Source organism: Vibrio sp. MMG023, assembly GCF_021654215.1.
In the GTDB taxonomy this organism is placed as follows: Bacteria; Pseudomonadota; Gammaproteobacteria; order Enterobacterales; family Vibrionaceae; genus Vibrio; species Vibrio jasicida.
Map to the genome: position 1 here is coordinate 480,517 of NZ_JAKFZP010000006.1, position 14,393 is coordinate 494,909.

Below are 14,393 nucleotides of genomic sequence, written 5' to 3' on the forward strand. Positions count from 1 at the left end.
GGAATTAACAACAATTCCGTTGGGCTGTTGAGTTCATCACCCAGCACCCCAATGTAATTATTGTCAGACAAAATTAATAAGCTCTTGGAGAAAGTAATGGCGACTCATTTTGATTATATCTGTATCGGCGGCGGCAGCGGCGGTATCGCATCAGCAAACCGTGCGGCAATGTACGGTGCTAAAGTAGCGCTTATCGAAGCTCAAGACCTTGGCGGCACCTGTGTAAACGTTGGTTGTGTGCCTAAGAAAGTCATGTGGCACGGCGCGCAAGTTGCAGAAGCGATGAACCTGTACGCAGAAGACTACGGCTTCGATGTAGATGTAAAAGGTTTCGACTGGAGCAAACTGGTTGAGAGTCGTCAGGCTTACATTGGTCGTATCCACCAATCTTACGACCGTGTTCTTGGCAACAACAAAGTAAACGTTATCAAAGGCTTTGCTAAGTTCGTTGACGAGAAAACAGTTGAAGTAAACGGCGAACACTACACCGCGGATCATATCCTGATCGCAGTGGGTGGCCGTCCAACAATTCCAAACATTCCAGGTGCAGAATACGGCATCGATTCAAACGGCTTCTTCGAGCTTGCTGAGCAACCAAAACGCGTTGCAGTGATCGGCGCGGGTTACATCGCGGTTGAAATCGCGGGCGTTTTACATGCACTTGGCACAGAAACACACCTGTTCTGCCGTAAAGAATCACCGCTACGTAGCTTCGACCCAATGATCATCGAAACGCTAGTAGAAGTAATGGAAGCGGAAGGCCCAACGCTGCACACCCACTCTGTACCAAAAGAAGTGGTGAAAGAAGCAGACGGCAGCCTAACTCTGCACCTAGAAAACGGTGAAAGCCAAAACGTAGATACCCTAATCTGGGCAATCGGTCGCCACCCAGCTACAGATGCGATCAACCTAGCATCAACTGGCGTTGCAACGAACGACCGTGGCTACATTAAGGTAGACGAATACCAAACAACTAACGTTCCTGGCATCTACTGTGTGGGTGACATCATGGAAGGTGGTATTGAGCTAACGCCAGTGGCTGTTAAAGCGGGTCGTCAACTTTCTGAACGCCTATTTAATGGCAAAACTAACGCGAAGATGGATTACGAATTGGTACCAACCGTGGTATTCAGCCACCCACCAATCGGCACAATCGGTCTAACGACTCAAGAAGCAGAAGAGAAATACGGCAAAGACAACATCAAAGTCTACACGTCTGGCTTTACTGCGATGTACACAGCGGTTACTAAGCACCGTCAACCATGTAAGATGAAGCTAGTATGTGCTGGCGAAGAAGAAACGGTTGTTGGTCTACACGGCATCGGCTTTACCGTTGATGAAATGATTCAAGGCTTCGGTGTAGCAATGAAGATGGGTGCAACCAAGGCAGACTTCGACTCTGTTGTGGCTATCCACCCAACAGGCTCTGAAGAGTTCGTGACGATGCGTTAATCACGCGTGAATCACTTTGCGATTTAAGCAGATAAACAAAAAGGGTCATCAATTACTTGATGACCCTTTTTCTATTCACGTTTTAAAACGTTCGGGGGTATTTCGGAGCCGTTTGCGCGTTTTACTTAACTGCGCGAACCAATTCAGCAATACCTTCCCAATCGCCGTTGTCCATCATAGCGGTTGGCACCATCCAAGTACCGCCACAAGCGACAACCGATTTCAGCGCTAGGTAATCTTCCACGTTAGATGGGCTTACACCACCTGTTGGCATGAATTCCACTGGGTAAACTGCCGTTAGTGCTTTAAGCATGTTTACGCCGCCTGAAGGCTCAGCAGGGAAGAACTTCAGAGTACGTAGACCCATTTCCATCGCTTGTTCAACCAAGCTTGGGTTGTTCACACCCGGTACGATTGTCACGTTACGTTGCTGACAGTATTTCACTGTCGTTGGGTTGAAACCTGGGCTCACGATAAAGTCCACGCCCGCTTCAATCGCGATGTCCACTTGCTCTGTTGTCAGTACTGTACCAGCACCAATCAGCAATTCTGGGTACGCTTCACGCATGATGCGGATCGACTCAGCCGCCGCTTCAGTGCGGAATGTTACTTCCGCACATGGTAAACCGTTTTCTACCAACACTTTTGCCAGTGGCAGAGCGTGTGCTACATCGTTGATTGCGATAACTGGGACGATTTTGATTTCTCTTAATCGTTGTTCAAGTGTTGTCATGGGTAACCTCTAAAGAATAAAGCTTAATGTTGCTACGATAATAAACGCGATACTACCAAGTAACGTTTCCATTACCGTCCAAGTTTTTAGCGTTGTTTTCTCATCCATCTCTAGTAGACGAGAAACTAGCCAGAAACCAGAGTCGTTGAAGTGAGAAAGCACTGTTGCACCACCTGCAATCGCAATAACGATAAAGCATAGGTCTAGCTCGCTCAAACCTGTTGATGCTGCTACGACCGGCGCGATAAGTGCTGCGGTTGTCGTTAGTGCTACGGTTGCTGAGCCTTGAGCAACACGTAGACAGGTAGAGATAACAAACGCTGCTACGATTACTGGCATACCTGTATCAGTCAGAACGTCTGCTAGCGCATCACCGATGCCACTTGCACGCAATACGCCACCGAACATGCCACCCGCACCTGTCACTAGGATAACGCCACAGATTGGAGCTAATGAGTCGCCACACAGCTTCTCAAGTTTTGCCATGCCGTAGTCTTTTGCGAATATCGCAAGAGATACAAGCAGCGTAATCAGAAGTGCTACTGGTGTTTTACCTAGCATACGTAGGAACTCAACCAGAGCTGTTTTGCCATCAATCACACCCGCAACCGCTAGCGTGTTCAGTACTGTGTCTAGACAGATTAGCAGTACAGGCAGTACTAGGATGGTCATTACTGTGCCAAATTTTGGCAGCTTAGATTCATCAACTTGTGTTTCACCGTTGAAGAACGCTTTTGATAGTGGAATATCGAATTTCTTACCTGCGTACAAACCAAATAGGTAAGCACCTAGGTACCAAGTTGGGATAGCGACTAGGATACCAACAACAAGCAGTAGGCCAATGTTTGCGCCTAGGAATTCAGCGGCTGCAACAGGACCTGGATGCGGAGGAACAAAGCCGTGCATTACAGCAAATGCACCCGCCGCTGGTAGCGCGTATTTGATTGGCGAACCACCAAAGCGTGCAGCCACACTTAGGATGATTGGCATCATAACCACTAGGCCAGCATCAAAGAAGATTGGGAAACCAAACAGTAATGATGCCACACCTAATGCTAACGGTGCGCGCTCTTTACCGAAGCGTCCAATCAAAGTGTCTGCCAGTACTTTTGCACCGCCAGTCACTTCCAAAATCTTACCGATCATTGCGCCAAGACCAACCAGCAATGCAACTGATGCCAGTGTGCCACCAAAACCACTCATCATGGTTGGGACAACTTGATCAGAAGAAACGCCAGTGGCAATCGCAGTACCTAAACTCACCATAGTTAGGGAAGCGAAAGCATGCACTTTTAGCTTAATAATCAATACAAGTAACGCTGCAATCGCGAGGACGGCAATCGTTAGTAGGAACGTAGGGTCTGGAGCTTGGGTTAGCTGTTCCATGGGTTCACCTTTAAGAATTATTGTTTGTGTCGTGGTTCACATTTATTTGAGTTACCGGTAACATGTTACCGATAACATGAATAAGATAAACCCATATTTTAAAGTGAATTCAAAAATTGAGATCACGCGCAAATTTGTTATGAGGATAAGTTATGGCTGGTAGTAGTGTCGTCGTTATGGGCGTTTGTGCGAGTGGCAAAACCACAATTGGTGAGCACTTAGCAGAAAAGCTAGGACGTAAATTCATTGATGGAGACAACCTTCACCCACGAGCAAACATTCAGAAAATGGCATCAGGTCAGCCTCTGAATGACGACGACCGCAAACCATGGCTAGAACGTATCCGCGACGCTGCTTATAGCTTAGAAAGCAAAAACGAGCACGGCATTATTGTCTGCTCGGCACTAAAAAAGATTTACCGTGACCAAATCCGCGACGGTAACGAAAACGTTAGTTTCCTATTCCTAGACGGCAGCAAAGAATTGATCCTTGAACGCATGCGTGCTCGCCAAGGTCACTTCATGAAAGAGAACATGGTCAACAGCCAGTTTGAAACGCTTGAGCGCCCAGAGAACGAACCTCGTACCATTTTTGTTGATATTGATGCCACGATCGAAGAAGTGGTAACTAACGCAGCTGAACTCATTCGAGCTCAAGATGAGGTGACCGCATGACTCATCAAGTAATTTTAGACGTTACTCAACGCTTAGTAGAGCGCAGCCAAGAGGCGCGTGCGGCGTTTCTTGCTCGCACTGAAGTCCAAGCAGAAGCCGGCAAAGGTCGTGTCGGTCTGTCTTGCGGTAACTTGGCGCACGCTGTTGCAGCATCTTGTTCTTCAGAAAAGAAAAGCATTCTGGATTTCACTCATTCGAATGTGGCGCTGATCAGTGCTTACAACGATATGCTGAGTGCCCACCAGCCTTACCAACACTACCCTGATCAAATCAAACAAGTGCTGTCTGGCTACGGTCACACTGCGCAAGTTGCTGGCTGCGTTCCGGCAATGTGTGATGGCGTGACTCAAGGTCAAGCTGGCATGGACATGTCGCTGTTTTCTCGTGACTTAATTGCCCAATCTACGGCACTTTCACTGAGCCACAACGTGTTCGATGCGACTTTGCTTCTGGGGATCTGCGACAAAATCGCACCAGGACAATTGATGGGCGCGCTGTCTTACGCACACCTACCAACGGCATTTGTGCCAGCAGGTTTGATGGCAACGGGCATCAGCAATGAAGAGAAAGTCGACGTTCGCCAAAAATACGCGGCGGGCGAAGTTGGCAAAGACGCACTGCTTGATATGGAGTGTCGCGCTTACCACTCAGCTGGCACATGTACCTTCTACGGCACCGCAAACACCAACCAACTTGTATTTGAAGCAATGGGTTTGATGCTGCCAGGTTCGGCATTCATCCACCCACATACTGAGCTACGTAAGGCGCTGACCGATCATGCAGCTCTGAAAATCGCGGCAATGAATGCAGGTTCAGCCAACTTCCGTCCATTGTCTGAAGTCGTCACAGAAAAGAGCCTGATCAACGGCATTATTGCGCTGTTGGCATCGGGCGGCAGCACCAACCACACTATCCACATGTTGGCTGTGGCGCGTGCAGCAGGTTTGATTCTGACATGGCAAGACATCAGTGACTTATCTGAAGTCGTGCCACTGTTGGCGCGCGTTTACCCGAACGGTCCAGCAGACATGAACGCGTTCCAAGAAGCGGGCGGCGTACCTGCGCTATTGCATCGTTTGGACGAGTCAGGCTTGCTTCACCGGGACGTGAAACCGGTATTCGGCGAATTCGAAGACCAAATGAGGCTACCAGCACTAGTCGACGGTAAACTGACTTGGACACCATGTGGTGGCAGCCAAGACGGCGAAGTGATTGCTGCGCCAACGCAAGCTTTCCAAAACACTGGTGGTACTCGCGTACTTAACGGTAACTTGGGTAAAGCCGTGGTAAAAGTGTCTGCGGTGAAAGAAGAGCAGCGCATCATCGAAGCGCCTGCGATCGTATTCCAGTGCCAACACGAAGTGGAAGCAGCGTACAAACGCGGTGAGCTAAACCAAGATTGCATCGTGGTTGTGACGCACAACGGTCCTGCAGCGAACGGCATGCCAGAGCTGCATAAACTGATGCCAATTCTCGGCAACGTGCAGAAAGCGGGCTTTAAAGTCGCGCTAGTGACGGACGGTCGACTATCTGGTGCATCAGGTAAGATTCCATCAGCAATTCACGTATCTCCAGAAGCGATTCGTGGCGGCGCGATTGGTTTGGTGCGCAATGGCGACATCATCCGCGTTGATTGCCAAACTGGCGAGTTGAATAACCTCAGCGATGTTGCGGGTCGTGAACTGTTAGAGATGGACACTGAAGCGAAACAACAGACTTGGGGTCGTGGTTTCTTTAGCGTGATTCGTCAGAGCGTTTCGAGCGCAGAAGAAGGCGCAAGCTTTATTGTGTAGGGCGGGAAGCCCCTCAAAAACAGAAAAAGCGGAGTGTTGTGCACTCCGCTTTTTGCTTCGTAGATAACTTTCAATCATCAAGCCGTCTTCATCACCACAACTGCTGCAATCACTACAAAGATACCAAACCAGCCAATTGGCTTAAGCTTTTGTTTGAACAGCAAAGCGCCACCAATCGCGGTACCTAAGATACCTATCGCGCCCCAAGAGGCGTATGCGATCGCAAGGTCAATCTCTTTTACCGCTTGAGCAAGCAAGGTAAACGCCGCCATCACCAATACAATCGCAGTGATGCCCCACCCTTTGTGCTTAAAGCCTTTAGAACGAGTCAGCGCCATGTTCGCCATGATGTCGACCAACGCCGCCATAACAACAAATCCAAATGAAACAGTAAAAAATTGGCTCATGATTAACTCCTCGCATTCGATGAGCGTGACAACTCATCTTTTTGTTGAGGCTGACCGTGTGATTCACCGAGCGTCACACACACGATACCGACCACTGCCAACGCCAAACCAAGCAACTGCTGCGCGCTTAAGTTGGCATCAAATAAAACGATAGAAACTAGGGTAATCAAGGCGATACCCAAGCCTTCCCACGTTGCGTACGCGACACCGATAGAGATTTTCTTTGCTGCTTTCGACAGGAAGTAATAGGAAATGGCGATCAGAACGTACATCACCAGATAGCCTTCCCACGCATTACTTTCGCCGATATACGACATGGTGCTGGTGCCAGCAACTTCGGCAACAATGGCAAGCAATAAAAATAGACGTGCAATGAGCATGATTCATCCTCCCCAGAAATTAAAAAACTGCATAACGGAGAATGGTGAATGTCCTTTAAGAATCAGACATTCAAAGAATTGATAAGATAAAAAGAGCCGCTTCTCCTGACTATTTGCAGTCAGATTAGCCCTTCTTCAGTAAAACAGACAGGTAATTGAGATATTCATTTTTGAATATCTTAAAGGACAGTTTGCTTATCCGATCACGTTAATGGCGTATTGAGGGTTTGCTGCACCACTTGGTGCAAATGGCGGTGCAATGGGTGGTTACGGTAGGTCTGTAAATACCCCCCCGAAACAACAAACTGGCTGAACTCTCGGTTGACCATCGGCATTGGATAAGAGGCAAGTTCGTGCATCAAGTGCGCGGTACTTTGGCTAGCATACATGATGGCATCGGTCTCAAGCAGCATTTGGCAAGCGACGCGCAAGTTGTAGGATTTAAGTAGTACGACAGGCTCGTAACCCATACGGCGATACTCAGATTCAACTGTACAAAGTGGATTGTAAGACGCAGGAGCAGGCAGAGAGACCAGTGGCAATTCCGACACCGTATCCCAGTCATTGCTGATTTGAGATAAGGTTGGATGGTCTTTACGAGCCAAAATCACCCGTTTTTCGACAAACAATGGACGCATGTAGATGTCTTTCGACAACTCAGTTTCTTGGTCGAGAATACAGTAGTCATGCTCACCCTCTAACATCTCGTCTTGGGAATAGATGTTCCAACTTGAGAAGACAAACGAAGCTTGAGGAAAGGCTTGATGGCAACCGCGCAATAAACGCTGACCTTGTTCATCCATCAAATAGGGGTCGGTCACAATCGCAATCTGACCTTGGTATTCGAGCGGGTCAAAGTCCGAAAACTCCTGGACCACTTTTTCTAGCGGCGACAGCATGTTATCAAACTCCGCAGCTAAGCGAATTGCCATTGGGGATGGCTCCACCCCGTGCGCTTTACGCACAAACAATGGATCATCAAACACGTCTTTCAGCTTCATCACACCACGGCTGGCACTGGGTTGCGAAATACCAAGCTGCATCGCCGCCAACTTGATGCTGCGGTTATCCACCACGGCTTTGAGTAAGCGCATTAAATTGAGGTCTAGCGCATCAAGTTGATGTGGCATAACGGCACCCTAGTGATGAAACTGAAATAATGGCGGACTAAACGCTCTCGCCTGCGGTAATTCGGTAACCCATATCGACCATTTTGTCTTCTTGAGCTTCCCCTTTTAGACGCGCAATCAACAACTCTGCACTCTTTTCACCAATTTCAAAACGCGGCGTATCCACGCTGGTCAGTTTTGGACTGATGCTTTGGCCAATGTCTAAAGCGTTGTAGCCAACGACCGCAAGTTGTTCTGGCACTTTGATGCCACGTTGTTGAGCGCTTAACAAGGTACCAATAGCAATATCATCGTTGGTACAGAAAACGCCATCAAGATCAGGGTAAGTTGCAAGTGCACGCTCTAATAAATCATGCGCTAGCGAAAAGCTTGAGTGATCACCCGTTAGGACGTGTTTTGGCTCCAACCCCGCTTCAGTCATTGCGCGGTCATAGCCCTGCATACGCAATTTTGTTCGCGTATCCAAGCGAGCGCCGAAGTAAACGATGGTGCGCTTGCCAGATTCCAACATACGCTTTACGACGCTGTAAGAGGCATCTTCGTGATCCATGCCGACCGCCATATCAATCGGCTGCTCTGGCAGTTCCATGGTTTCGACCACGGGCACACCGGCGTTCTTGATCATCTGTAAAGTGCGTTGGGTATGGTGGCTTTCGGTTAGGATTAAGCCATCAACTTGGTAAGAGAGCAGCGACGCGATTTTGCGTTCTTCTTCCAATTCGTCATAACTAAAGTGTGCGAGCAGTGTTTCGTAACCATTAGCTTTAGTGACCGTTTCAATGCCCTGAACAAAAGAAGCAAAAATTTGGTTGGACAGTGAAGGCAGTAAGATACCAATCGCTTTACTGGAAGACTTAGATAACATCGCCGGAGCACGGTTTTCGATATAGCCCATCTCTTCAATCGCTGCGGCGATCTTTACTCGAGTCTTTTCTGCCACAGATTCCGGATTACGCATATAACGCGATACCGTCATCTTAGTTACGCCAACTTTGTCTGCGACATCCTGCAATGTCGTTCGTGATTTTTTATTATGTTGAGCCATAAATATCTAATTTATCATTAATGTTACTAGTAACATTATGACCAATACGCCCGCTCGCGACAAGCCAAGTAGAGATTATTCACCATATAATCAACAAAATCATAAGCTTAATAAAAACACAGTAACCAAATTGCGCTCTCATAATTGTGATTCAAAGCCGAATAAATAAATGACATTAATATTAAGTTTCTTATAAACTGCCGTACCTAAAAAAATAAGATAAAAAGTATAGTGCAGTTAGGCTCCAGCAAAACCCAGATTTACTATCACCTGCTTGATCTGGACGACTCTCAACAACAGCAATACCTAGCAGCATTGCAGAAAAGTCAACCTGAGCTTTACCTCCAAATCGCCCCTCTTTTGGCTATCGACCAACAACAGGAACAACTCACTCAGTTGCTCGGTTTTTGCGCGCATCAGGCCACGAGCCATGAAGTCGATCTAAGTGGAGAAGTGATCAGTAAATATCGCCTTACCCATGAATTAGGTCGTGGTGGCATGGGGGTAGTCTATGCGGCACAGCGCGCTGATGAGACGTTTGAGCAAGACCTTGCAATCAAGTTTATCCAAAGCAATTTGAGTCAGGTTTTAGGACAACGAGCATTGTTTGATGAAGCGCAATTGCTGGCTCGCTTGAATCACCCATACATTGCCAAAGTGTTCGATGGCGGTCTACACGATGATTCGGTTTACATCGTGATGGAACGAGTTTTTGGCCAAACTCTGGACGCTTACCTTTCATTACTGCCAATGGAAGACGACGATAAGTTACTGCTGTTCAAGCAGATCTGTGAGGCCATGGAACACGCCCACCAGCATCAGGTCTTGCATGCGGATCTCAAGCCGGAAAACATTCTGATTGATCGCAACAAGCGGCCAAAACTGCTCGATTTTAACCTAACACAAAAAGCGCAGTCGAATTCTGAAGAATCGCATTCAGGCTTAATCGCCTTTAGTGAACATTACGCCAGCCCCGAACAACAAAAAGGCCAGTTCTTAACGGAGCAAAGTGATGTGTATTCTCTGGGTAAGATTCTGGCGCTGATGTTTCCAAACCCACCAGTTTGGTCTGATGTGTATTGGGTGATCCGTCGAGCAACTCGCTCTATAGCAAAGCAACGCTACCGCAATGTGCGCACCTTACGGTTAGATATTGAGAACATTCTTGAGCACCGTCCAATCGAACAAAAAAAGCACTGGCCGCTGTACAGCATACTTCGTCTAGTACAGCGCCGACCGCTGCCATCGGTATTGTCCGCAATCTTAGTGTTATCTGGTTTGTTGTTCAGTAACACTCTGATTCAAAAGAACATCCAACTGCAACAAGAGAAGAAGGTTGCAGAAGACATCATGTACGAAGTAACACGCCTTGTCTTCCACGCCAAGGGGCAAAATGTCGAGCATATGTCCGTCAGTGCCATGATGGAGCTGACACGTAGGCGGATTCTGTCTAATCCAGATATCCCCAAACACATAAAACAAAAAATGTTATTGGCGATGATGACACCGGTGCCAGAGAAGCACCTAACAAACGCAATAAGTTGTCAGCCAAATTGTGCACCTGATATTCGCACTAAACAGAAAGGCTAAAACACAAAAAGGCTTAAACACAAAGATGTACACACGTTCCATGGCGATTTGGCTATCCGCTTTAGCGATGGCCCCAGCTTGGGCGAACATGACTTCTGCACCCGAGGTGTCAGAAGCAGTCACGCCTACCATCAAGCAAGGTTTTTTCATCGACTCTCCGGTGACGGGACTGTATTACAAAACGACCTCTAACCTTTCTGGTTTTACGCAGAAAGGTGCATTTGATTATCATCCAGGCGATGTCATCAGCTTTTTCCTCGGTAATGACGACAAAGGCTATCTACTGACGACTATGTCCAGCCAAGAAGTCTTGACTCCAACCATGGCAACCACCAAGCCAAGTCGCAGTATCAATATGACCCGCTTGTTGCTTTCTCTCGATAGCACACCAGAAAATCGCCAAGAGATTGTGTTAGCCAACAAGGTTCTCTCTGACCCAGCCTTCCAAGCGCAACTCAAACGCCTCGATCTCAATGTCATTGATAATGCCAAACATCAGCTCAACTTAGATTGGGTTTCGGTAGAAGAAGCGGTGGAGCATCTCAATGAAAGCCAAACCTATATTGAGAAAAACTTTGCTTCGAATGAAATCATCTTTGAGCCCAAAAACGTGCGCTTTAAGAACATCATCATCAAGAAAAAGGACTGGCAAGGCCGCGCTTGTGCATTTGATATTCGTTACCAACATCATCCACGTTATCGCCCACCGATTGGCGAGGTTAACTTCACCATTACCGAAACGTCTCTTATTCAGCATCCAAGCATTGGTGATTACTTCCAAGGTTGTTTCCTAGCACGTAACCACAGCATAACCGAAGACATTGTCGAGCCTATCGAAAAGTTTTCTGAATGGGAGAGCTTGGTTGGCTGTTCCGATACCGGCTGCACACGTAACGATCTCAACGGCTTCTCACTGGAAGACTACGACGATGAAGGCGATTGGAAATATCGTTCTGTTGCCCTCAACTTTGACCCAAGCACCCGACTTTTGATGGAAAAAGTGCAAGGGTTAGGTCAAAACGAGCACATCCAGCACCAAAACCGTACTGAAATGCTATGGTTCACCTACCCCGATTCCATCGATAGCCAAATTGCCTACCAAGGTGTGTGGCAACAAACCCAGTACCTACGTGATTCAATGAAACAATCTTGTTTGTTGATGCGTTACAACCAAGTATTGCGTCTACCTGTTGATGCCATCACCTGCCCTACCGACACCCGCTTATATACCCAAGATGTCACCAACGACTATTTGGATATGTGGTGGGTCAACAACGATGAGCCGAGCGCAGAACTAGCGCAGATGAATGTGATGGTACGTTGGTCACCAACCCCTTCTGAAATCAACTACACCACGTGGGAATACCTGCCAGCAGGCAAAACGTGGGAACAAGGTATTTTGTATCGCTACCAGCAAGACATCAGTCGTAACCGTGATGGCTCTGACCGTATTGAAACCCACACCATCTCTGAGTTTGTAAAAGTAAGTGAGGACGTATAACCATGGCTTCCAATTCCACCCTGACGCAAATCATTCAACAATGGCAAGCTGGTAACAAACAAGCGGAAAGTGAGTTATACCAATTCGCTTATCTTCAATTGCGTAAAATTGCTCAGCAAGAGCGCGAACGCAATGCCGAAAAATACGGCACCGACAATAAGGTACTGGCAGACAGCGTGAACAGCACCACGGCGCTAATCCATGACGCCTACTTAAAGATGTCTAGTTGCGACATGAGTGAGATTGAAACCAAGCGCGATTTCTTCTTGATGGCCGCCAAGGTAATGCGCCAGATTTTGATCGACAATGCACGTGCTCATCAAGCGCAGAAGCGCCAACACATCACCTTGATGAAAGAGGAAGAAGATCGCTTCGAGCAACTCATCATCATGGACAAAGCGCTCGACAACTTTAGTGTACGCTATCCGCGCCAATCTAACGCATTAAAGCTCAAGTATCTGATGGGCATGAAAAACCAAGAGATCTGTGAACTGCTCGAATGCAGCGCCAGTTTGATTGAAAAAGACCTTAAGTTCTCGCGCAGCTGGCTGCAATCTAGAATGGCGCACGCGTAATATCATGACGAAAAAATACTGGATTGCAGGCGCACTGGGTGTTTGCTTAATGGCAAGCTACTGGCTTTCAGATGAACAAGCAGCCGCTGCGGCTGCCAATATAGAGCCAGCACAAAATGGCCTAGATAAGAGAAAAACGTCCCAAGGTGAGCGCACTTCGTTGATTGAAGTAAAGCAAGCCTTAACCTCATCAGTCTTGGAACGAAACAACGAACTTGCCTTTGAAAAAGCACTCGAATCTGCGTTATCAGAGCAACCTGAACAGGTTCAAGATGCTTTTGGATCATCGGTGGTCAATTACTCCGGAGACCTGACTCAAACTTACATCAGTAACAACCAAAATAACGATGCGACAAACAACGGCAAGCCGATCATTAACCTTGCCGTGGAACAACAACTACAAACGATCATCTTTGGTTGGGAGCTTACACAAAACAACCCCATCAACTACTCGCTAGGGTTAGATCAACTATTTGAAGATCCGGAAGGTGACCTGCTCACAACTCGTATTTGGCTAGAAAATGCCAACGGGTTAAGTGTGCTCAATCAAGGGCAAATCATGCTTCAAGGTGCGCCAAAAGCCTTCGACCAAACCACCTTCTTGGCTGTATCTGCACGAGATGACCACCATGGCTCGGAAGATCATGCATGGGTTACCACACGTTTTGAACTGCCAGCGGTGATTGAAGAACAAAATAACACTGAGCACCCTCTCATTGATGGCATTGTCTATCGTCTTGAATCCACAACTTTGCTTGGTGGGAAAAAATTCGAGTATGAAGTCGTGTATTGCGAGGCATTTCAGTTTATCGATGACGACGTTTTTTATGCCGCAGCCAACAACAAAACTCGTTGCCCAGAAGAGAATGAACTAAAGAAAGTGGGCAGCTATCAGATCAGCGATGATTCACTGATTGTGCAAACCAACAGAACGCAACAAATATGGACCACCAAAAAGGTCTATACCTCGCGTGTGCATAAAGAAACCGAAAACTACTTTATTACTGTCTTCGACAATAATCGTTTCGAAAGCTACACCATGCAGAAAAACAAACGTTCGATGGAAGAACGTTTGAACGTCAATACTGGAAAGGATCTTGAGCACTTCACACTGTTTGATTTGCTCATCCCAACTGAAGGGGGTTATCGCCATACACTCGCCAACAACTACATTTTTGATAGGCGGTTTGCTCAAGGTGATGAGTATTACGATGGTTTCGACTCCGACCTCAACATAAGTGCACCCAATAGCGACTTCTTCAGTCATGAAATGTGCCAATTTTGGGACGCTTCAATTGTCGCGGGCGAAGGCATGTTCAATGATATCGTGTCTTATTCCAACAACACCCATTGTGCCACTGCACCAATACCGTCCGCGTATGCCTTTGTTTACTTCAACAATGATTACCATGCCAATGACGTCTTTCTTCATGGGGAAGCTTACAGCTACATTTTACGTCCCTTACCTAAGTACGCCAGTGAAGTTGAAGAACTTAAGCTCAATATGATTTATCACGATCCTCTTGGTACGAAAACCAATCAAAAATTAACTAAAAACTCAAAATAAGTCGTTGTATTCCATAATCAGCACCACTATTGATAATTTAAACAACTAATCTACTCAACAAAAAAATATTCAAAGTTTTTTTACGGTTTTTTTGCGGTTTTTCGTATCTTGAAGCTGCTTCCAAAATCGATCCAAAATGCGCAGCTTTTCCAATCTCACT

13 protein-coding genes are annotated in these 14,393 nt (G+C 47.0%); 7 read left to right on the forward strand and 6 right to left on the reverse strand.

Annotated elements, in window-relative coordinates; all coding sequences use genetic code 11:
* Positions 1–96: 96 nt before the first annotated feature.
* The gene (gene gorA, locus L1076_RS20870; RefSeq protein WP_038877049.1) at positions 97–1,452 is read left to right on the forward strand and encodes a glutathione-disulfide reductase; all 1,356 of its coding nucleotides are present in this window, start codon (positions 97–99) and stop codon (positions 1,450–1,452) included.
* Positions 1,453–1,573: 121 nt separating this feature from the next.
* Here the strand turns inward: gorA and L1076_RS20875 are convergent, their stop codons facing one another.
* Both L1076_RS20875 and L1076_RS20880 read right to left on the reverse strand, forming a co-directional pair.
* The gene (locus L1076_RS20875) at positions 1,574–2,185 is read right to left on the reverse strand and encodes a bifunctional 4-hydroxy-2-oxoglutarate aldolase/2-dehydro-3-deoxy-phosphogluconate aldolase (RefSeq protein WP_005430025.1); all 612 of its coding nucleotides are present in this window, start codon (positions 2,183–2,185) and stop codon (positions 1,574–1,576) included.
* A gap of 9 nt (positions 2,186–2,194) precedes the next feature.
* Complete coding sequence (locus tag L1076_RS20880) at positions 2,195–3,571, reverse strand: GntP family permease (RefSeq protein ID WP_039975958.1); 1,377 nt, start codon at positions 3,569–3,571, stop codon at positions 2,195–2,197.
* 152 nt (positions 3,572–3,723) lie between these two features.
* Between L1076_RS20880 and L1076_RS20885 the strand changes: the two genes are divergently transcribed.
* Together L1076_RS20885 and edd are read left to right on the forward strand one after the other, a co-directional pair.
* The gene (locus L1076_RS20885) at positions 3,724–4,245 is read left to right on the forward strand and encodes a gluconokinase (protein WP_038869953.1); all 522 of its coding nucleotides are present in this window, start codon (positions 3,724–3,726) and stop codon (positions 4,243–4,245) included.
* On the forward strand, positions 4,242–6,038 hold the full coding sequence (gene edd / locus L1076_RS20890) for a phosphogluconate dehydratase (protein ID WP_237304390.1): 1,797 nt from the start codon (positions 4,242–4,244) through the stop codon (positions 6,036–6,038). Before L1076_RS20885 ends, edd begins: the two co-directional genes overlap by 4 nt.
* Positions 6,039–6,115: 77 nt before the next feature.
* Here the strand turns inward: edd and L1076_RS20895 are convergent, their stop codons facing one another.
* The 4 genes from L1076_RS20895 to L1076_RS20910 form a co-directional block, all read right to left on the reverse strand.
* Positions 6,116–6,445, reverse strand: coding sequence for an SMR family transporter (locus L1076_RS20895; protein WP_005429986.1), 330 nt, complete (start codon positions 6,443–6,445; stop codon positions 6,116–6,118).
* 2 nt (positions 6,446–6,447) lie between these two features.
* Entirely contained in the window at positions 6,448–6,825 is a 378-nt protein-coding gene (locus L1076_RS20900) for an SMR family transporter (protein ID WP_237304391.1), read from the reverse strand.
* Positions 6,826–7,028: 203 nt separating this feature from the next.
* Positions 7,029–7,955: a LysR family transcriptional regulator gene (locus tag L1076_RS20905; RefSeq protein ID WP_038869947.1), complete on the reverse strand. Its 927-nt coding sequence runs from the start codon at positions 7,953–7,955 to the stop codon at positions 7,029–7,031.
* Positions 7,956–7,992: 37 nt separating this feature from the next.
* On the reverse strand, positions 7,993–9,000 hold the full coding sequence (locus tag L1076_RS20910) for a LacI family DNA-binding transcriptional regulator (protein ID WP_038869946.1): 1,008 nt from the start codon (positions 8,998–9,000) through the stop codon (positions 7,993–7,995).
* A gap of 231 nt (positions 9,001–9,231) precedes the next feature.
* On the opposite strand from L1076_RS20910, the gene L1076_RS20915 reads away from it, so the two are divergent.
* From L1076_RS20915 to L1076_RS20930, 4 genes are read left to right on the forward strand one after another with little or no spacing between them, the layout of a single operon-like run.
* Positions 9,232–10,590, forward strand: a complete 1,359-nt coding sequence (locus tag L1076_RS20915) for a protein kinase (protein WP_237304392.1) — start codon at positions 9,232–9,234, stop codon at positions 10,588–10,590.
* 25 nt (positions 10,591–10,615) lie between these two features.
* On the forward strand, positions 10,616–12,091 hold the full coding sequence (locus L1076_RS20920) for a hypothetical protein (protein WP_038869943.1): 1,476 nt from the start codon (positions 10,616–10,618) through the stop codon (positions 12,089–12,091).
* Between the two features lie 2 nt (positions 12,092–12,093).
* Positions 12,094–12,666 carry a sigma-70 family RNA polymerase sigma factor gene (locus L1076_RS20925; RefSeq protein WP_038877068.1) on the forward strand — a complete coding sequence of 191 codons (573 nt, stop codon included), beginning with the start codon at positions 12,094–12,096 and terminating at the stop codon, positions 12,664–12,666.
* Between the two features lie 4 nt (positions 12,667–12,670).
* On the forward strand, positions 12,671–14,233 hold the full coding sequence (locus L1076_RS20930) for a hypothetical protein (protein WP_237304393.1): 1,563 nt from the start codon (positions 12,671–12,673) through the stop codon (positions 14,231–14,233).
* Positions 14,234–14,393: the final 160 nt, after the last annotated feature.